This window comes from Streptomyces sp. NPDC001137 (assembly GCF_040298885.1).
Lineage (GTDB): Bacteria > Actinomycetota > Actinomycetes > Streptomycetales > Streptomycetaceae > Streptomyces.
Window position 1 is genome coordinate 308435 of record NZ_JBEPBA010000010.1, and the last position, 18464, is coordinate 326898.

The window sequence follows — 18464 nt, forward strand, 5'->3', positions numbered from 1 at the left end:
TCAGGCGGCACTCGGGGTGCCGAGGGCGGCGGCAAGACGGCGGGCCTGGTCGTGGGCGTCGGCCAGGGATGCCTCGTGCAGCGGGATGAGCGAGGCCAGCGCCGGGGCGTGGGGCGCCATGGTCAGGTCGGCTGTCACCGCGGTCACGTCCAGGCCGAGGAGGTTGGGGTTGCCCAGGACCGCTTCCAGCGCGGGCACCACGTAGTCCAGGCCGTGATTGGGTGTGCCAGGCCCGTAGCCGCCGCCTCGGGCGGAGATCAGCACGGCCGGCCGTCCCTCGGCGGGAGAGGGACCGGCGTGGTTCAGGGTGCGGCCGTCGACGATGATCTGGTCCAGCCACGCCTTGAACACCGATGGCATCGAGAGGTTGTACATCGGCACCGTGAACAGGTAGGCGTCGGCGCCGAGGAACTCCGCGATCAGCTCGTCCTGGAGCGCAGCCGCCTTCGCCTGCTCGGGGGTGTGCTGGGCCGGGTCGGTGATGCGGGCCGTGATGCCCGCGGCGCTCAGGTGGGGCACCGGCGAGACGGCGAGGTCGCGGTGGACGACCGGGCCCTGCCACTGGTCGCGGAAGGACTGGGCGACCTGGCGGGAGACGGAGGCTTCGCCAAGCGAGGACGAGTCGATGTGCAGCAGATACGACATGCTGGTGGTGCCTTTCAACGAGACGGGGGAATGGTGAGGGGTCAGGGACGGGCGGGGACGGCGCAGCCGTCGGGGCCGCAGCCCGGGGCGTCGCCCACGGGGGTGAGGATGATGGGGTGGGTTTCGTCCCAGGCCGTTTGCAGCAGGTCGAGCAGGGTGTCGCTGTCCTGCGCGCCGGGGACGCCGTAGCGGCCGTCGACGACGATGAACGGAGCGCCGGTGGCGCCCAAGCCCTGAGCGCGGCGGGCGTCGTCCTTCACCTGGGTGCGGTAGCGGCGGTCGGTGAGGACCTGGCGCGTCAGGCTGCGGTCGAGGCCCAGCTCGTCGGAGAGGTGGAGCAGGTCGTCCAGGGCGAAGACCGGCTCGGCCTTGCCGAAATAGGTACGGAAGATCGTGTCCCAGGCTTCGCGGTTCTTGCCCTCGGCGGAGGCGTGGGCCAGGAACTCGTGGGCCAGCTCGGTGTTGCCGACGACGTTGTCCAGCACCCGGTAGGGGCTCAGGCCCTCGGCGCCGGCGAGCGTCTCGATCTGCCGGGTCGCCGCCTTGGCCTGCGTGCCGCTGATGCCGTGCTTGCTCAGCAGGGCCTCGCTGACGCTGACCGTGCGGTCGGCGGGAAAGCCGCCAGCCAGCGGGAAGGAGCGGTGGACCACGTCCACCTGGTCGCTGTGCTCGAATCGCTCCACGGCCCGGTCCAGACGGTGGCTGCCAAGCCCGCACCAGGGGCAGGTGACCTCGGCCCAGATCTCTACCTTCATAGCCCCGACCTCCAATTCCTCTTATTTGTTCGTAACGCCATGATGCGCCAGTATGGAAGGCGGTACAAAAGGCACATCGGTGTGCGTGACAGAGAGGAATGGGCGCCATGCAGGACAGCGCGGAGACCGGGATGGCGGCGGCGGTCGGGCCGTGCGCGAGCATCCCCGCCGATCACATGGCCTTCATCCGCCAGGTCCTCGACCGCGTGGGTGACAAGTGGAGCATGTTGATCATCGCCGTCCTGGAGGTCGGCCCGATGCGTTACACCGACTTGCAGCGCCAGATCCCGGGCATCTCCCAGCGGATGCTGACCCACACCCTGCGCCAGCTCACCGAGGACGGCCTGATCAGCCGCACCGCCTACGCCGAGGTGCCGCCGCGCGTCGAGTACGCCCTCACCCCGCTAGGCGGCGGTCTGAACGAGATCGTCAAGCAGCTGATCGGCTGGGCGGCCCACCACCACGACGAGATCCGCGCCAACCGCTCCCGCCCGGGCGCCGCAGCATCCCCGTCACGGTCCTGAACCGCGGCGCCCACCGCCTCGGCCGGCTCGGCGTCAGCAGGCCGTGGCCGAGGGGGCCACGGTCCAGCCGTTGCCACCGACGGTGGGGCTGCCGCCGCTGAAGACCACGACCGGAAAGAAGCCGACTTGCTCGTCGGTGATCTGGCACTGTTCGTTGTGCGGCACCGGCACTCTTTGGCTCATACCGCTGGTCCTTTTCGGATGCCCTCGATGCTGTGCGGTTGGGGGTTCAGCACGTGCTGGAGGGCGGCCCCGTCTCCTTCCCGCCATGTCGCGGCGGCATTGGCCGGAGCCTTACCCCTGATAGCGAGCCACCGTGTAGGCGCCTGGACCCAGGACAGGCAGTGCGCCAGCTTCGTTGACGATCTCAAAGACCTCGAAACCGGCGAGGAGCGCATGCAGCTCCAGTTCGCGAGGGCCGAGAACACGCCGCCGGATGGCATCGTGGCACTCCTCGCCCGAGTCGAATACCCAGTGTCGGCGCATGGTGTTGATCTGTGTTCGCAGGTCCCACTCGTAGCTGATGGTCACCGTGGCGGCCCCGAGGCGGGTGTCGACGCGGGCCTGTTGAGAGCTGCGGGACTCGATCGGGGCCACTGGGGAGCACAAGACGAGCAGGGTGTCCGGGTGCGCGTGCGCGGCGAAGGTCTGGAACGCTGCCCGGACGTCCGCGTTGTCGTGCACGTAGGCGAGCGAGTTGCCCAGGCACACCAGGACGTCGGCGGTGTGGCCGAGTCGGACGGAGCGCATGTCCCCGACCCGGACGTCGAGTCCGGGGCGCGTGCGGCGGGCGTAGTCGACCAGGCCGGGCTGGAGATCAACGCCGACGCAGTCGAAGCGCCGGGCAAGCAGCTCCAGGTCTCTTCCGGTGCCGCAGCCGAAGTCCAGCAGCGTCCGGGCTTCCGGGCAGTGCCGGTAGATGAGTTCCCGGCAGATGCTCGCACTGTCGCTGGCGGACTGCACGTCGTCGTACAGCGCGGGGTCCCGGTAGAAAAGGTTCGACGCTTCGAGGCGTTCTGCCTCCACGATGTCCAGGCTGCTCATGCAAGGCTCCGGAGTCCGACTTCCAGGGCGAGTGTGTCGCACAGCAGGTCAGGCACCACGGGGGCTCGCTCGGCGTGCTCCCGGGCTCGGGCCAGGGCGACGGGATCAACGTAGCCGAGGTCGACCAGCAGCGACTCGCGGAGCATGTCGTCCAGGAGCGGAAGGCCGTAACTGCGCAGGCCCGACTCCATGACCGCGAGGAAGTTCTCCGGTTCGGTCGGGGCCGCGACGGACTCGGGCAGTCCCGCGCGCCGCAGGCGGTCGCGGAACATCACCTTGCCCCGCTTGTGCTCCTGCGGCAGCTGCTCCATGAAGCGGACGACTCGGGGGTGGACGAGTGGAGCGACGGGCCAGATTCCGAGCCCTAGGTAGGCAGGGTTGTGCAGGCCGAACGCCATGAGCGTGGGTACCGGGAGCACGGGGATCGGGGCGAGGTCCTCGTCCACCTGGGCCAGGGCTTCGGTTGCCGTATCCCCGAGCCACGGGACGGGCTCCGCCGCGGGTAGTTCGCCGCCCGTACGGGAGTGACAGGCATTGACTTCGTCCCCACCACCGCCCGTGAAGATCACCTCGCAACCGTGGGCGGCCACGTGCCCGCGCAGGACGTCGAACGCCTCCTGATAGAAGGCTCCCGCCGGGTCGTGCGGCAATCCGCGCTCCCGTACTCCACCGGGCACGAACGGCGGGTACTGCATGGCCGGGACAGCGGTGTCCCACAGCCCCAAGTGATCCACCAACCTGCGGCGTCGGTCTTGCTGGAGCCGCCCGATTCGTCCGCCCATGAGCAGCCCGAACGTGTGGACGGAGCCGAAGCCGGCCGCAGCGGCCGAGAGAGCCACGTTGCCCGAGTCGGCCCCGCCGGACACCTCCACGCCGACGCAGCTCGCCGTAGAACGCCACCCGGCCACGGCCTCGGTCAGCAGCACATCGAACGCCTCCACCGGGTCAACACCCGCGCGCAGCCTTCGAGGCTCCAGCACGTGCTGGGCGGGCTCGGGGTAGAGGATCGTGAGTCCCGCGGTCGTGAAGACGGCCGTGGCGCGTTCCGTGAGCCGGTACACGCCGTCAAAGAGGGTGTCGGCGCTGTAGCGGTGCCGGCGGGTCAAGGTGCGCGCCATGGCCCGGGGATTGAGTCGATCAGGTCGTAGGTGGAGCCGTAGGTCAGCCAAGTCCCAGGAGCCGTACAGGTCTTCTCCGGCCGCGACGAGGTACAGCGGCGCGGTGCCGAACACGCCCGCTGAAACCTGAACCTCGCCCGGGCGTAGGAGCAGGGACGTGAAGTCGACCTCCCCGCCCTTGTCCTCCCTCACCAGCGCGTGGACGCCGGATCCATCGCCCGGCGCAAGCTCGGCTTCCAGGGCGGCTACGTGAGCGGGTCTGAGCCAGCTCTGCCCGCTGACCCACCGGTCTTTGTCCCAGCGCCAGGCTGTGCTCCGGGTGTCGGCCAGACGCACACGAAACGAAATCACCTGCTTCCCCCTCGGTCATGGGGCGGTGGAGCAGGGCGTTCGGCCCTGCTCCACCGCGTTCACGGGCTGATCAGCTGCAGTGGTCGCCGTTGTTGTCGCCACCGCCGGGCATCTTGTCGAGCAGCGCTGCGTCCATGCTGGGGACGCCGGTGATCAGGTGGCCGGTGAACAGGTCGTCGATGTTCATGGTCGTTCCTCTCCTACGGAGTGAGTGGATGAGCCCCGCGAAGTGCGGAGCCCTGGACCCGTCCCGGCCGCGGGCAGACCCGGCGGCCAGGACGGGGGTTCATCGGGTGCTGCTGCCACGGCGGCAGGGCGCCGGTGTGCCGTGGTGGGATCCCGCTCTGGCCGCTGGGGAGTTGTTGAACCCGCCCCGGTGGGGAGCCGGGTCTCCCTGAGGGCTCGCGCAGCCAGAGCGGGAGTCAGTGAGTGCCCGTCGAGGGCTAGGAGCGGTCGAAGTACCAGAAGGCCCAGGCGACCGGTGCGGTGAAGGCGATGATCAGAGCTGACAGCAGCCACTGACGCCAGCCGTAGGGGCCACGGCGCAGGTGGCTGCGCTGGCTGCTCTTCATTGTTCGCGGTGCCCCTTCTCGGGTTGCCGGACGATGGGTGGGACGCCGGGTGGGCTGATGAAGAGGCGCCTTGCCCGCTTCTGGTCAGGCAGGGTCGCTCCGGGCGACCGCATGGGCAGTTCGATGGGGGCTTCGTCAGCCATCGGCTGCATCCTGTTCCTGCGCCTCGCGGTAGACGTCGGCGAAGCGCCGGGCCAGCAGGCCCACCTCGCGCATGTACTGGTAGGCGCCGAAGTGGGTGGACTCCGCGGTGGGCCGGCGCGTCAGGTCGAGGACCCGGTAGCCCTCCCGGAACAGCGCCTGCACGGCCGGGTCCTCGTCGAAGCCGAGGTCCTCGGCCATCAGCGCTCTGAGGTGGCCGACCAGGTCCCGGGTCGTCGCGTCGATCACCGAGCGATCGGGCATCGCCAGCCCGACGGCGAGCGCCGTGGCCACGCTCTCGTCGACCGCCTCCAGGACGATCGGGAGCTGCCCCGCCTCGGACGACATGGCGCTCTGTGTTCCCATGCCCGCACCCCTTCTCCGGTGGCCACCGTTGTCGTGGCTGACAACGTCCAGAAAACCGGAGCGGGTTGGCGCGGACCACGGCATCCATGAGGCAGTCCTGGGACACTCATGGGACAGATCAACGCCGCCAGGGTAGACACGGACGGGAACGTGGAAAGGGGGCGGCATGGGGCTTGCGGAGCGGCGCAGGGCGCTGGGCTACAGTCAGGAAGAGCTCGCGCACGCCCTCGGCGTCGACCGGCGCACGATCGGCCGCTGGGAGACCCGGACCACCGCACCCCAGCCGCCATTACGGCCACGGCTGGCCGAGCTGCTGCACCTCGACCTTGACGAACTCGACGCCCTGGTGGGACAGCCACAAGCAGCCCGTCCGGAGTCGGCAGGGTCGCCGCCTCGCGACCACCACGGCTCAGGGGACCCCGACGACATGATCCGACGCCAGTTCCTGCGCGCCATAGCCGTCACCAGCGCCCTCGTGGCCCTGCCCGCCGACGACAGCGCCGCCCTCACCGACGGAGCCCACCGTGGGATGTCGGAGGACTTCCTGCGCATGAACGGCCACCTGTGGCAGGTGTACCAACTCGCCCGCGCCAAGGGCGCCGTGTACCCGATCGTCCGCGACCAGCTCACCACGCTCAACGACACCCTCGACGGCCGGCCGGCATCTGAATCCCAGGCCCTGTGCGGCGCGGCCGGCGACCTCTTCCAGCTCGCCGGTGAACTGGCCTTCGACGGCAACCGCTACACCGACGCAGCCGCGTCCTACACACTCGCCGCCTCCGCCAGCAAGGAAGCCAAGTCCTACGACCTCTGGGCATGCGCCCTGGTCCGACACGCCTACGTCGACCTCTACGAACGACGCTACGCCGAGGCCGCCACCGCACTCTCGGCGGCTGAGAGGGTGGCGCGGCGAGGAGACAGCTCCCTGTCCACCCGCCACTGGGTCGCCTCTGTTCAGGCCGAGGCGTATGCCGGACTCGGGAACCTGTCCGCCTGCGAACGCGCCCTGGACGAGGCGGAGAAGGTCACGGACCTGGGCGGCCCGTTCCACAACGGCGGCTGGCTGCGCTTCGACGGCTCCCGCCTCGCCGAGGAACGCGGCGCCCGCTACCTCCAACTCGGGCGCCTCGACCTCGCCGAGAAGGCCCTCTCCACTGCTTTGAGCCAGGACGTACTCGCCTCCGGGCAGTCCTTCCGGCGCCGCGGCGCCGTCCTCACCGACCTCGCGTCCATCGGCGCCAAGCGGCACGACCCGGACCAAGTCCTCACTTACGGCCGCGAGGCCCTGCAGCTCGCCCGAGCCACGTCCTCCGGCTACGTCGCCCGTAAACTCCAGGGGCTACGAACCAACCTCGGCCCCCTCGCCCGCGACGCCCGCGTGGTCGAACTGGGCGCCGAGATCGACGCACTGTGCACGACGTGACGAGAGGGGAAGGCATGTCGCAGATCGAGGGCGCACGCGTGTTCCGCGAGGCTTGGATCACCGGCGTTCGAAAGCACTTCCCCGGCGAACCCAAGCCCGGCTACATCACCCCCTGGGAAGAGACCCCGGAGTGGGAGCGCCAGGCCGCCGGGGCCGTGTACGACCAGGTGCGACAGTTCCTCGACCTCAGCGACCGCCACGCCTCCCGGCTCACCCGCGAGCAGAAGAGCCGCTTCGTCGCCACCTGCTGGACCGCCCAGATGTACAAGCACTTCGAGGACCCCAAGCCCGGCTACGTCGCCGACTGGCCCGACCTGCCCGACTGGCAGAAGGAAACCGACGCCGACATCTTCGAGGCCATCGAAGACGCCTTGAAGTAGTCGCGCACCCGCTGGAGTTGAACACCTCTGGGAGCCCTGCCAGCGATGGTGCTGGTGCCGACGCTTCGTCGACGCGCACGCGGCGGCCGCCGTCCTCTTCGGGCGGGTACACGACCACGTGCATCACCACTACCGCGTCGTTTGCCCAACCAGCACACTGGCCCGATGTCACACAATCTCTCCAAGGACACTCCTGCACCTCAGCCGGGACCGCAGGTTTTCAAGGGCTACGTCGCGACGGTGACGCTCTACACAGACCGGGCCGAGATCAAACGCAAACTCATGGGCAAGATGACAGGCGCACGAGACTCTGTGACGCCCCTCCGCAACGTCATCAAGGTGCTGTCCAAGGAGCCAACGCGACTGATGAACGGCTACGTACAGCTCGCCACGGAGCAGGACCGGGGGCGCCTCGTCGTCGCCACCGCCGAGGCCGAGAAAGCGATCGCGAACAACTCCCGTACGGTGATGTTCACGTGGAAGCAGCGTGAGACTTATGCCGCCTGCCTGGCCGCCGTCACCGCCGCAATCCATGCGGAGGGCGGCAACCCGTTCGGATAGGAGAGAGACCCATCCGCGCGGACGACGGCTCCGAATCACCAGTGAGGGCATCAGGAAGGCGTCCTCACCCGTCGCCCGGCTGCAGTTGGGACGCTCCAGCCGGGCGGCGCGAGACGTGCCAAGTGCGTGCCAGCGTCAAGAGAAGTCACAGGTCAAGCCCAATCAATCGCAGACTTTATGCGGTTAGGGGGGTCTCCGGCGGTAGCCCGAAATCGGCTGCATTGCCCGAGCTTCCCGCCGTACCATCCCGGCCATGACCACAGATGCCGCTCCCCGTGAGCGGAACCCCTTCCTGGAAGCGGTCGGCCGCGTAACGCTTGCTGGCGGGGAACTCGACTTCAGCCTGCGCCACCTGCTCGGCGCGATCACGATCGAACCCACGCTGATCATGTACGCGAACGCAGCCAACACCAGCCAGCTGATTGAGTTCTGCAAGCTGGCTCTCAAGGTCGGGCACCTCCCCGCGGAGGACGTGACGGCGATCGAGGTCTGCCTCACCCGCGCAGAGAACTTCCGCAACCGGCGCAACACCATCGTGCACGCGCTCTACACGCCGGCCGAATCCGGCAGCGGTCTCGAGGCGATGAACCCACTGAAGAAGAGCCTGGGCTATCGCGCCTCTGCCGTCTCCGTCGAGGAGATGGAGACGCTGGCCGATGAGGTGACGCTGTTGCAGAGCGACATGTTCCGAGCGGGCTGGAACGCGCGTGCCGCCCAGATGCCGGGCATGCAGAAGATCCCGGCTCCTGCGCCCGGGCAGACGGTCAACGGAGTCGTTGTGCCGGAGTAGCAGACCTCTCAGCCACTCTTGACCCGCCACGTACGACCGGGACATCGATGATTCCATGTGCTCCTGCAACGGCACCTTGCCGACCGAGGCTCGTCTCCGGAAGCCGGCTTTCCGTCAGCCCGTGAGAAGTGCTCCCCGCACCTCCGAGCCAACCGCGTGCCCATAGCGTGCCCATAAGACCGGTAAACCACGGTCAACAGCGGTGCGATCCCGCACCCTCGGACGTCACGTCACAGCACATACACCCAGGTCAGAAGCCATCCGCCTCCCCAAGCGCCGTCGCTTCCCAAGCTGAGAGCGCGAGTTCGATTCTCGTCACCCGCTCCATGATGAAACCCCAGGTCAGTGGCCTGGGGTTTGTTTCATTGGGGAGCCGTTGCCGCGTGGAGGCGAGCCCTCAGCTCACCGTCCCTGGGCGATGGCGGACACCCGTCCTGCACGTGCTTCGTCGTGGGCGGCGCACAAGTCCCTGGCAGGAGCGGGCACTTGACTCCCCAGGAGCCTGTGTCAGAGCGGGAGGTCGTCGGGCAGCACCCGGAACGCCTTGTGGCGGCCCAACGGGCGTACGGCCCGGAAGTCCCGTCGGTCGAGGGTGAGAATCGCGTCCGTGTCGTAGTCGGCGGCAAGCGCCACGTTCACCGCGTCGGCGAGGTCGAGGTCCAGCGCGCGGTAGCGGACACGGACGGACTGGGCGGCGCCCAGGTGGTCCTCCGTGATCTCCGGCAGGACGACACGACCCCGGCCCATCCAGCGCCGTAGGTCGTCCACCGCGCTGAGGGCGGCCTCCCTGCCGAGCTCACGCGTCGCCACATGATCCAGTTCGGCCAGCAGGAGCGGGGACATGACCAGCAGGCCCGCCGCCATGATCGCCTCGTTCGCCGCCCGGTGTTCCGGATGAGCCGAGTCCAGGGCCGCCAGAAGGCCGGACGTATCGGCGATGACAATGATCACGCGGCGGATCCGGAATCCGAGCCGGTCTCACGCCGGACGGCCTCGGCGACCGTGTCGCGGACCTCCGACTTGGGCAGGTTGCGTCCCGGCCCCTCGAACGTGCGCGAGAACAGCGGCTCGTCCCAGACCCTGTTCGCCATGGCGGCAAGGTGGATGCCCTGGCGGATGATTTCGGCCTCGCTTATACCTCGGCGCTTGGCGGCCTCTTTGATGATCGCCAGGTCCTCGGGGTCGGCGTAGACGTTGGTGCGCTTCATGGACATGTACCAAGCGTAGTTCATGTACCGGATTGATGTATCCCGCCCACTTTCCCGTGTCCCGTTGCCGAGGACCGGCCGAGCCGACCTTGTGCCCGGGATGAGTGTGCGGGTCTCCACTCGTGGAGTGCGCACCTCGATCGGGCCACGTGCGGTGAGGCTCAGCGTGGGCAGTGGCGGCGCCAGGATGTCGACCGGGCTCGGCCCCTTCTACGCGTCGAGTTCTCTCGGCGGCAATCGACGGCGCACCAGTACGCGGCGTACGACACGCTCTCGTGCGGTCGCCCCCTCAGCCGCGCAACTGGACCGGGCGCGCCGTCAGGCGGAGCGGGCTCAGAGGGAGGCGGAGCGCGATGCCGCCATCTCTCAGTTGCCGGAGCTGAGGCGGCAGATGACCAGCGTTCACCTGGAGTCCTTCCCCGCGGCGCATCCGCCCGCCATCCCTGACGCCCCCCAGCTGAGCCTGTTCCATCTTCAGGGTGTGGGGCGGCTGGCCCGCGCGGAGAGGGCCGCGGCCAAGCAACGGGCGGAGCAGGACGCGCCCGCCTACCTGGCCGCCGAGACAGCGCGACTGCTGGAGATCGAGCCGCGCCTCGCAGGATGAAAACCGGCCGACTGAACGAGCATGCCGGTGGCGATGAGGGGTATGCGGCCGATCCGGTCGGCGAGGTGGCCGGTGGGGCGTCCGGTTGCGCCGATCCGCGTCTGGCTGGTTGTGCTCAGGCGGGCCGGCTGGAGGCCCGTAGTTCGATCTCGTATCCGCCCTGTGGAGTGGGTTCGGCGGTGAGGGTGCCGTTGAGCAGTTCGGCGCGTTCTCTCAGGCCGATCAGGCCGTGCCGGGCGCTGGGCAGGGCGACGGACGGGCGGGTGGGGGCGGTGTTGGTGACGGTGACGCCGAAGTGCTGCGCGTCGTGCCACAGGCGCACCTCGGCGCGGGCGCCGGGGGCGTGCTTGCGTACGTTCGTGAGGGCTTCTTGGACCGTGCGGTAAATGGTGCGTTGGGCGGTGGTGCTGATGCCGGGCGGGAGCCCGCCGGTCAGGGTGGTCTCGATGCCGCTGTTGGCGATCAGCTGCTGGAGGTCGGCGAGGGTGGGCTGGGGGGTGAGTTCGGTTTCCTTGCCGCCGGAGGCGCGCAGCAGCGTGACCATGTGGCGGAGTTCGTCGAGGGTGTTCACGCTCAGGGTGCGGATGGTGCGGGCGGCGTCGCGGGCGTCGGGGTCCTTGGCGGCGACCTGCAGCGCTCCGGCCTGTACGGCGATGAGGCTGACCTGGTGGGAGACGACGTCGTGCATCTCGCGGGCCAGTTGGGCGCGTTCGCGGGCGAGGACGGTCTGGGCGTACAGGGCGCGTTCGTGTTCGCGGGCCACTTCGACCTCGACGAGCTGGCGGGCCACGTCGTGTCTGGCCTGCACGAGCTGGCCGAACAGGATCGGGGCGAAGGCCGTGGCCAGCGTGTAGACGAACTGGATGAGCGTCCAGGTGCGGTCGCCGGAAAACGTGTCGCCGGAAAACGTGTCGGACAGGGGCCAGGCGAGGGTGCCCACCGCCGCGTTCAGCAGGGCGCAGCCGACCAGCAGGGGGCGGTTGCGGGTGCGCGTGGCCAGCGTGTACAGGGCGGCGATCGGCGCGACCGCCACGTCCATGAACAGGGTCATGGGCAGCGTCAGCAGGAAGACGGCCAGCGGAAGGCGCCTGCGCAGGAACAGTGCGGCGCAGCCGAGGGCCGCGCAGGCCCACATGAACGGTGTCGCCTCGCCGTACAGGTTGATCCAGGCGTCGAGCGCGGCGAGCACGACGATGCCCGCGTCGACCCCCCAGGGCGGCACCCGCCGCCACAGTGCCTGAGCCGTGCTCACCGCCCGTTGCCCCGTGCCGTGTTGCTGCCGTCCTCGCTGAGCAGTCCGGCCCGCTCCGCGAGGAGCGCCGCCTGGACGCGGCTGGAGACCCGGAGCTTGGTCAGGATCGAGCTGACGTGGTCCTTGACGGTGCCCGCGCTCAGATGGATGCGGGCGCCGATGTCGGCGTTGGACAGTCCTTCCGCGATCAGGACGAGGACGTCACGTTCGCGGTCGGTGAGCAGGTTCACGCGCGCCACGTCCTCCGCGACCTGGGGCGCGTCCGCCCCGGGATGGCCGCGCAGCAGAGCCCGCGAGGCTTTCGGGGACATCACCACGCCACCGGCGGCCAGGGTGCGTACGAGGTGGGCGAGTTGTTCGGGCTCGGTGTCCTTGAGCAGGAAGCCCGCGGCTCCCGAGCGCAGCGCGGTCAGGATGTACTCGTCGGTGTCGAAGGTGGTCAGCATGGCCACCGTCGGCGGCTCGGGCAGCGTCCGGATCTCCCTCAGGACGGTCAGGCCGTCCACGTCCGGCATGCGGATGTCGAGGAGCACGACGTCCGGGTGCTCGCGCCGGATCACGTCGGCGGCCTGCGCTCCTTCCGCGGTCGCCACGACCTGGATGCCGTCGGAGGCGTTCAGGATCAGCTCGAACCCGGACCGCACCAGCGCCTCGTCGTCCACCACCACTACCCGGATCACCGGCGTTCCGCCTCACACTCGTCTGCTCTGTCCACCGCTGCCGTCGACACTACGTCCGGCACGGCGCGCGGCGGTGCGGCTGCTGTGGACACCCGCCACCCGGCAGGCCGGTTCCAGCCGGTCGGGGGGAGCGCTCCGGCCCGTCGGCGGGCGGGTGGGCGAGGCTCGGCGGATGGTGTCCGTGGTTGTCGTCCGGTGGGATCGGTCCGTGGGCCCGCCCGAGTCCGCGGGCCGCAGTCTATTTCCGTACCGTTCGAGGACCACCCAGCCATGCCCCGCCTGTACCTGCGTCAGCCTGTCCGTGCCCTGCGCGGCTGTGCGGCGCGGCCCCATGTGCTGTTCGGGGGCCTGTACGGGGCGGTACTGGCCAGCTCCATTGCTGCTCGGCGCGGCCCGGGGGTGGTGGCCAACGCCCTCATCAAGTAGGGCAGTTGGCCGTCCGGGGCCCGCCGAACGGCCGACGCGGCGCTGTTCCGCCTGTCGGCGGGGCAGACCCGGCCGGTCGGCGGGGGTGCTACCGAAGCCTGCCGGATGGTCCGCCTCCTGACGGCACCGAAGGATTTTCCGTATGACACAGATACAGCCGCCCCAGGAGACACCGGCTCCGCAGGAGAGCGCGCCGCCACGGTCCCGAACCTCGCCCGACTCCGCCGGGCAGACCCCCGGCGGTCCCTCGATGGGACGCCTGGTCGGGGTGGACCTGGCCCGCGCGCTGGCGGTGTTCGGCATGTACGTCGTGCACATCGGCCCGCCGCTGTCGGCCACACACGGCGTCGGCAGCTGGGTCCGGTACATCGCGGACGGCCACTCGTCGGTCCTGTTCGCCACCCTCGCCGGGTTCTCGCTGATGCTGATCGCGGGCCGCTTCGAGCCGAAGAGCGGCCCGGCGGGCCGGCAGGCGAAGGCCCGGATCGCGATCCGCGCCGTGATCCTCCTGGCGCTGGGCACCGTGATGGCGATGGAGTACGGGGGCGTGATCATCCTCGGCTTCTACGGCGTCTACTTCCTCCTCGCCCTGCCCCTGGTGCGACTGAGCGCGGGGACCCTCGCGATGATCGCGGCGGGGCTCGCGCTCGTCATGCCGCAGCTGGCGTTCGTCCTGACCACGCGGCTGAGCGAATCCGTCCAGCAGAGCATCAACGCCTACGACCCGCTCCGCCACCTCAGCGAGGTGGGAGTGCTCGATCTGCTGCTCACCGGTTTCTACCCGGCGCTCACCTGGATGCCGTTCGTGATCGCCGGCATGGCGCTGGCCCGCATGGACCTGTCGGCGACCGCCGTCCAGCGGCGCCTGGCGGCGCTCGGCGCTTGCCTCGTCGTGGGGGCTTACGGCTTGTCCCTGCTGCTGGCGGGCAAGAACGCGTTGCGGAGCACGGCTGAGGACATGCCGTCGTCCAGTGGCTCCGGGGCGGTGTCCATGGGCAGCGGGTTCATGGAGCCCCAGCGGTCGTTCTCGGAACTGATGGCCGCCGGGCCGCACAGCGGCACCACGTTCGACATCATCGGCAGCGTGGGCGTCGCGATCCTCGTGATCGTGGGCGCGACGGTGGTGATGGACCGCCTGCCACGTCTGCGCCGCCTGGCGAAGCCGGTCATCGCCGTGGGCACCATGTCCCTGACCGCCTACGTCGGCCACTTCGTCGCGCAGTCCGTGCTGTCCACGCCCGCCGGGACAGGGACCCAGCAGTCCTGGGTGCCGCTGCTCATGTACGTCCTCGGGGCGATCGTGTTCGCCACCGTCTGGTCCCGCTTCTTCCGCCGCGGCCCTCTGGAGCACCTGCTCAACACCGCCACCAAGCCCGCCAAGTACGTCCGGTGAGGTCCGGCCGGGGTGGCGCGGCTTCCTGCCCGTCCCGGCCTGAACGGTCTGCCCGGCCCGCAAGGGGATCGCCCTTGCGGGCTTCGGCTACTGCGGGACATACATGTGCCAGGTGCCGGCACGGCCGGGGGGCAGGGGCTGGTGCGGGTCAGGCTGCCCGGGTCGCCGTCCTCTCCGTCCGTGTGCGGCCGGGGGCTGACAGCTGCTCCTGGTCCAGGAGTTGCTGCAGGCGGACTTCGCCATGAGGCCGGTGATGTGCTCGATGGACTCGTCCGGGTCGCGGGGGTTGCCGGTGAACCGAACGTCGAGGAACCGGCCGTGGCTGTACAGCACGGCGAAGGTGCCCGGGCGGCCACGGTGGTGAAGCCGTCGGACTGGGCGGGAGAGCGAACCGCCTGGTGACGCAGGCGCTGTCCTCAGCCTCACGCGTCGTGTGGCGCGCCGGTATCCGGCGGATGTTCCGACGCCGCCCCGCCGCGAGCCCACAGGTCGGGCCCGTCTCAGTCGCGGGGGCGTCCCGCCGAGGTCAGAAACTGCGTCGCCGCGAGCTGCGCGTACAGCTCGTCCTTGGCCACCAGTTCCTCATGGGTGCCGACCGCGCGGACCGTGCCCGCGTCCATGACGACGATGCGGTCGGCGTCCGTGACGGTCGACAGGCGGTGGGCCACCACCAGCACGGTGGTCTCGCGTGCCGTCTCGGCGATGACGTCCCGCAGTGCCAGCTCGTTGACGGCGTCGAGCTGCGAGGTCGCCTCGTCCAGGAGCAGCAGCCGGGGCCTGCGCAGCAGCGCGCGGGCGATCGCGACGCGCTGACGCTCGCCGCCGGACAGTTTCGTGCCGCGGTGCCCGACCGGGGTGTCCAGGCCGTGCGGGAGACGCTCGACGAGGGCGTCGAGCCTGGTCCGGGCGAGGACCTCGCGTATCTCGTCGTCGGTCGCGCCGGGCGCTGCGAAGACCAGGTTCTCCCGCAGCGTGCAGGCCAGCACCGGCGCGTCCTGCTCGACGTACCCGATGACGGACCGCAGCTCGGACAGCGGCCACTTCGTTACGTCCCTGCCGTCGACCAGGACGCGGCCGCCGGTCGCTTCGTAGAACCGCTCGACGAGCGCGAAGACCGTCGACTTGCCCGCGCCCGAGGGGCCGACGAACGCCGTCATCCCGCCCCCCGGCACCTCGAAGTCCACCCGCCGGTGGATGTCCGGCAGCCGGGGCCCGTACCGGAAGGACACCTCCTCGAAGCGAACCGACGCCGGACGCGGCCGCACCGCCCGGTTCGCCACGGGCCGCACCGACCGGTGCCGGTCCTGCTTCTCCGTCGCCAGGCCGTCCACCTGCGCGATCCGGGCGATCGCTGCCGCGCCCTCCTGGTAGTGGGACGCTGCCTCGACCAGCTGGTACACCGGCTCCATCAGGAAGAAGAGGTACAGCAGGAACGCGATGAGCGTGGACACGGGCATGTCCCCGGACGCCACCCGCGCCCCGCCGACGGCGAGCACCGCGAGGAACACCAGCTCGACGGCGAGGTTGTCGGCCGAGCCCAGCACGGCCTCCCACTTCGCGCTGCGCACGCCGTGGCGCCACGCCCGCCGGGCCGCCGCCTCGACGCGAGCGGTCTCCCGCTCCTCGGCGCCGGACGCCTTCACCGTACGGAACGCGCCGAAGACCCGCTCCAGGCCCGTGGACATCTCCCCGACAGCCGCCTGCGCACGCTCGGCTGCCTGCCCGATCTTCGGCATCACCAGCACGGCACCCACACCGACGACCGCGACCACGCCGAGCGTGACGCCCAGCAGGACGGCATCGAGGAACGCCATCACCACGACCGCCGCGACCAGTGTCACCGCCCCCGTCGCCGCTGAGACCACCGCCTGGGTGCTGACCGCCCGCAACAGCGTGGTGTCGGAGGTCACCCGCGACATCAGATCGCCCGGCTGCATCCGGTCCACCTCCGCGAGGCGCAGCCGCAGCAACCGCCCGACGAGGCTGCGGCGGGCGGCGAGCACCACCGACTCCGCCGTCCGTTCCAGCACATAGGCACCGAACGCCTCGGCCACCATGCTCAGCAGGACCAGAACGGTAAGGGCCAGCAGGACGGTGCCGATCGTGCCACCGGACGAGAGCCGGTCGACCAGTGTCTTCGTGGCCAGGGGCTGGAGCAGTCCGCCGGCGGCCCCTGCCAGCGCCAGCAGCAGACCGAGTACGACGGCGCACCGGTGCGGGCGGACATAGCCGTACAGCGCCTTGAGCGTCTCGCTGGTGCGCAGGGACTCGGCACCCGTCGCCTCCGGGGCGGATGCGGTGTTCACAGAGTTCCTTCCCTAGGTGGTAGGCCACGCACCGCGTCAGCGGCCGAGGGCAACGGCACCAGCCAAAACCTGCGAAGGAGGGGGCAGGGGCGGCGGAGCCGGAGCCAGGCCCGCGGCTTCATCGAGATCAAGGACGGCACCGCCTCCCGAGGTGACGGCGGAGACGCCCGCACCGGAGAGATCTGCGATCGCCGGCTCAGTGGACCAGTGACGCCACCCGCGTGGCGAAGATGTGCACCCCTGCCTCGTAGAACTCAGGACGGACGACGAACAGGACGCCCGCGCCCGCCCCCAGCGTCAGGCCGAGAAGTTCCAGCAACCCGCCCCTGCCAGAAGGGACGTCAGGGCCCGGCACGTCGATACCGGCCGACGTCCCGAGGGTGGTCTCGGACTCCTTGTCACGAACGCGCTGTGTCATGCCTCCAGCCTGGACGCCCAGCCGATCTCCGCCCATCCGGCGACTGTCGGGTCCACCCCCGCCGAGTGGCTGGAGAAGACCGGCCTGCGGTAGGAGCGGCACATCAACTCGGCATGGTGCCGACCGGTGCGTCAGGCTTGTCGATCCCCGGGGAGCCGGGGCCGCCGGCAGCCGACGGGGGCGGGCCGGTCAGGGACCGGGCGATGACCACCGAGCCGCCGCCGTGGAGCAGAACGCTGCCGAGCACCGTCAGGGTCATGGCGTACAGGGCGGTGTCGGCGTACCGCCCGTCCGGCAGAGCGTTGAACGCGAGCAGGCCGAACACGATGGAGGTGGTGCCGCGTGGTCCGAGCGCGCCGACCATGAGCCGTTCTCGCCAGGTGAACGCCGAGCCGAGGAAGGCGAGCATGATCGGAAGGATGCGCACGACGGTGAGCGCGGCGGCGCAGAGCAGGACGGTGGGCCAGTGGACGCCCTCGCTCATGGCGAGCACCACGGCGTTACCGAAGAAGAACCACATGCACATCGTCATCATCGAGTTGGTGTCCTCGATGAGCTGGAAGTCCGAGACGTGGGGAGCCGAAGCGCCCCGTCGGCGGACCGGCGCCTGCCTGACGTAGCGGAAGGCGATCCCGCATACGAACGAGGCCACGAAGCCATTGCCGTCCATCGCCGTGGTGACGGTGTAGGCGAGCAGCGGTGTGACCAGCACGACGATCCGCCGGGACTGCTCGGTCATCCACTCCGCGCGGTCGGCCAGATTGATCAGCCACGCCACCTGCGCCCCCACCGCAAAACCGGCCACGAGGGCCTTCAGTGCGAACGGCACGGCCGTGCCGAGGGCCTGCACGGGCGTGCGGGTGACGGAGTTGGTGCCGACGAGGATCAGTGCGAACAGGAAGAGGGGCGAGACGATGCCGTCGTTGTAGCCGCTCTCCACGTTGAGCACGCTGCGCACCCTCGCCGGGATACGCCGGTCGCGGACCAGCGTCTCGGCGGGGGCGAAGTCGGTCGGGACGACGATGCACGCGATGAGCAGCAGCAGCGCGACCGGCAGTCCGGGCAGCAGCAGCGTTCCCAGCAGGACCATCGTGATCAGGCTCAGCGGCAGGGCGACCAGCAGGGCCCGCGCGGCGGAGCCGAGATCGTTGCCGAACAGTCGCCCGCCCGGCAGCTCGGTGGCGTCGACGAACAGCAGGACGGCCAGGATGACCTCGGCCACATGCTGGGCGACCTCGGAGTTCAGGGTGACGGCGATATGGCTGTGGGTGAACACCCCCGTGACCACGCCCGCGAGCACCAGCACCAGAGGAGCCCGCACATGCCGGTGCTCCAGCCGACCGGCGACCAGCGACCACCCGACCACCACCGTGGTGATCACAATCAGGACAAAGATCATGTGAATCCGCTTCAGAACTCGGAACCGACGCCCTTCTCATCCCAGCGCGCCGTTCACCGCAGGTCACTCCGCCGATCAGCGGGATCCGCCCCGCCGACAGGCCGGCGC

General features: G+C 69.9%; 22 protein-coding genes. 8 read left to right on the plus strand and 14 right to left on the minus strand.

The features are described from left to right. Both ABT254_RS22340 and ABT254_RS22345 read right to left on the minus strand, forming a co-directional pair. Positions 1-645 (minus strand): FMN-dependent NADH-azoreductase, encoded by a 645-nt coding sequence (locus tag ABT254_RS22340; RefSeq protein WP_274249577.1) that lies wholly within the window; start codon positions 643-645, stop codon positions 1-3. Between the two features lie 41 nt (positions 646-686). After that, entirely contained in the window at positions 687-1400 is a 714-nt protein-coding gene (locus tag ABT254_RS22345; protein WP_274241411.1) for a DsbA family oxidoreductase, read from the minus strand. A gap of 98 nt (positions 1401-1498) precedes the next feature. Between ABT254_RS22345 and ABT254_RS22350 the strand changes: the two genes are divergently transcribed. Beyond that, the gene (locus tag ABT254_RS22350) at positions 1499-1924 is read left to right on the plus strand and encodes a winged helix-turn-helix transcriptional regulator (RefSeq protein WP_120051528.1); all 426 of its coding nucleotides are present in this window, start codon (positions 1499-1501) and stop codon (positions 1922-1924) included. Positions 1925-1957: 33 nt separating this feature from the next. Here ABT254_RS22350 and ABT254_RS22355 read toward each other — a convergent pair whose 3' ends face one another. The 5 genes from ABT254_RS22355 to ABT254_RS22375 all read right to left on the minus strand — a co-directional run bounded on the left by ABT254_RS22355 (position 1958) and on the right by ABT254_RS22375 (position 5516). Continuing rightward, entirely contained in the window at positions 1958-2107 is a 150-nt protein-coding gene (locus ABT254_RS22355; RefSeq protein ID WP_351472697.1) for a hypothetical protein, read from the minus strand. Positions 2108-2218: 111 nt separating this feature from the next. Then, on the minus strand, positions 2219-2968 hold the full coding sequence (locus tag ABT254_RS22360; RefSeq protein WP_274241409.1) for a class I SAM-dependent methyltransferase: 750 nt from the start codon (positions 2966-2968) through the stop codon (positions 2219-2221). Next, a complete protein-coding gene (locus ABT254_RS22365) occupies positions 2965-4086 on the minus strand; it encodes an asparagine synthase-related protein (protein WP_351472700.1) in 1122 nt (373 codons plus the stop codon). Before ABT254_RS22365 ends, ABT254_RS22360 begins: the two co-directional genes overlap by 4 nt. A gap of 794 nt (positions 4087-4880) precedes the next feature. Further along, entirely contained in the window at positions 4881-5009 is a 129-nt protein-coding gene (locus ABT254_RS22370; RefSeq protein ID WP_351472703.1) for a hypothetical protein, read from the minus strand. Between the two features lie 135 nt (positions 5010-5144). Beyond that, on the minus strand, positions 5145-5516 hold the full coding sequence (locus ABT254_RS22375; RefSeq protein WP_351472706.1) for a hypothetical protein: 372 nt from the start codon (positions 5514-5516) through the stop codon (positions 5145-5147). Between the two features lie 166 nt (positions 5517-5682). Here ABT254_RS22375 and ABT254_RS22380 point away from each other — a divergent pair, with 166 nt between their 5' ends. From ABT254_RS22380 to ABT254_RS22395, 4 genes are all read left to right on the plus strand, one after another. Beyond that, positions 5683-6939, plus strand: coding sequence for a helix-turn-helix transcriptional regulator (locus tag ABT254_RS22380; RefSeq protein WP_351472709.1), 1257 nt, complete (start codon positions 5683-5685; stop codon positions 6937-6939). 14 nt (positions 6940-6953) lie between these two features. Continuing rightward, a complete protein-coding gene (locus ABT254_RS22385) occupies positions 6954-7319 on the plus strand; it encodes a hypothetical protein (RefSeq protein ID WP_351472712.1) in 366 nt (121 codons plus the stop codon). 165 nt (positions 7320-7484) lie between these two features. Further along, positions 7485-7880 carry a hypothetical protein gene (locus tag ABT254_RS22390; RefSeq protein WP_351472714.1) on the plus strand — a complete coding sequence of 132 codons (396 nt, stop codon included), beginning with the start codon at positions 7485-7487 and terminating at the stop codon, positions 7878-7880. Positions 7881-8133: 253 nt separating this feature from the next. Beyond that, complete coding sequence (locus ABT254_RS22395) at positions 8134-8670, plus strand: hypothetical protein (RefSeq protein ID WP_351472717.1); 537 nt, start codon at positions 8134-8136, stop codon at positions 8668-8670. Positions 8671-9177: 507 nt separating this feature from the next. Here the strand turns inward: ABT254_RS22395 and ABT254_RS22400 are convergent. Next, positions 9178-9621 carry a PIN domain-containing protein gene (locus ABT254_RS22400; RefSeq protein ID WP_351472719.1) on the minus strand — a complete coding sequence of 148 codons (444 nt, stop codon included), beginning with the start codon at positions 9619-9621 and terminating at the stop codon, positions 9178-9180. Beyond that, positions 9618-9884, minus strand: a complete 267-nt coding sequence (locus ABT254_RS22405; RefSeq protein WP_351472722.1) for a ribbon-helix-helix domain-containing protein — start codon at positions 9882-9884, stop codon at positions 9618-9620. Before ABT254_RS22405 ends, ABT254_RS22400 begins: the two co-directional genes overlap by 4 nt. 385 nt (positions 9885-10269) lie before the next feature. Between ABT254_RS22405 and ABT254_RS22410 the strand changes: the two genes are divergently transcribed. Next, complete coding sequence (locus tag ABT254_RS22410; protein WP_351472724.1) at positions 10270-10482, plus strand: hypothetical protein; 213 nt, start codon at positions 10270-10272, stop codon at positions 10480-10482. A gap of 115 nt (positions 10483-10597) precedes the next feature. On the opposite strand, the gene ABT254_RS22415 is transcribed toward ABT254_RS22410, so the two are convergent. Both ABT254_RS22415 and ABT254_RS22420 read right to left on the minus strand, forming a co-directional pair. Next, complete coding sequence (locus ABT254_RS22415; protein ID WP_351472727.1) at positions 10598-11734, minus strand: sensor histidine kinase; 1137 nt, start codon at positions 11732-11734, stop codon at positions 10598-10600. Continuing rightward, positions 11731-12402 (minus strand): response regulator, encoded by a 672-nt coding sequence (locus ABT254_RS22420; protein WP_351472892.1) that lies wholly within the window; start codon positions 12400-12402, stop codon positions 11731-11733. Before ABT254_RS22420 ends, ABT254_RS22415 begins: the two co-directional genes overlap by 4 nt. Before the next feature lie 282 nt (positions 12403-12684). Here ABT254_RS22420 and ABT254_RS22425 point away from each other — a divergent pair, with 282 nt between their 5' ends. Together ABT254_RS22425 and ABT254_RS22430 are read left to right on the plus strand one after the other, a co-directional pair. Continuing rightward, the gene (locus ABT254_RS22425; RefSeq protein WP_351472730.1) at positions 12685-12840 is read left to right on the plus strand and encodes a hypothetical protein; all 156 of its coding nucleotides are present in this window, start codon (positions 12685-12687) and stop codon (positions 12838-12840) included. Positions 12841-12982: 142 nt separating this feature from the next. Next, positions 12983-14233, plus strand: a complete 1251-nt coding sequence (locus tag ABT254_RS22430; RefSeq protein ID WP_351472732.1) for a DUF418 domain-containing protein — start codon at positions 12983-12985, stop codon at positions 14231-14233. 500 nt (positions 14234-14733) lie between these two features. Here ABT254_RS22430 and ABT254_RS22435 read toward each other — a convergent pair whose 3' ends face one another. From ABT254_RS22435 to ABT254_RS22445, 3 genes are all read right to left on the minus strand, one after another. Then, positions 14734-16539 (minus strand): ABC transporter ATP-binding protein, encoded by a 1806-nt coding sequence (locus ABT254_RS22435; protein WP_351472734.1) that lies wholly within the window; start codon positions 16537-16539, stop codon positions 14734-14736. 196 nt (positions 16540-16735) lie between these two features. Next, the gene (locus ABT254_RS22440) at positions 16736-16957 is read right to left on the minus strand and encodes a hypothetical protein (RefSeq protein WP_351472736.1); all 222 of its coding nucleotides are present in this window, start codon (positions 16955-16957) and stop codon (positions 16736-16738) included. A 103-nt stretch (positions 16958-17060) separates the two neighbouring features. Then, positions 17061-18356 (minus strand): cation:proton antiporter, encoded by a 1296-nt coding sequence (locus ABT254_RS22445; RefSeq protein WP_351472739.1) that lies wholly within the window; start codon positions 18354-18356, stop codon positions 17061-17063. Positions 18357-18464: the final 108 nt, after the last annotated feature.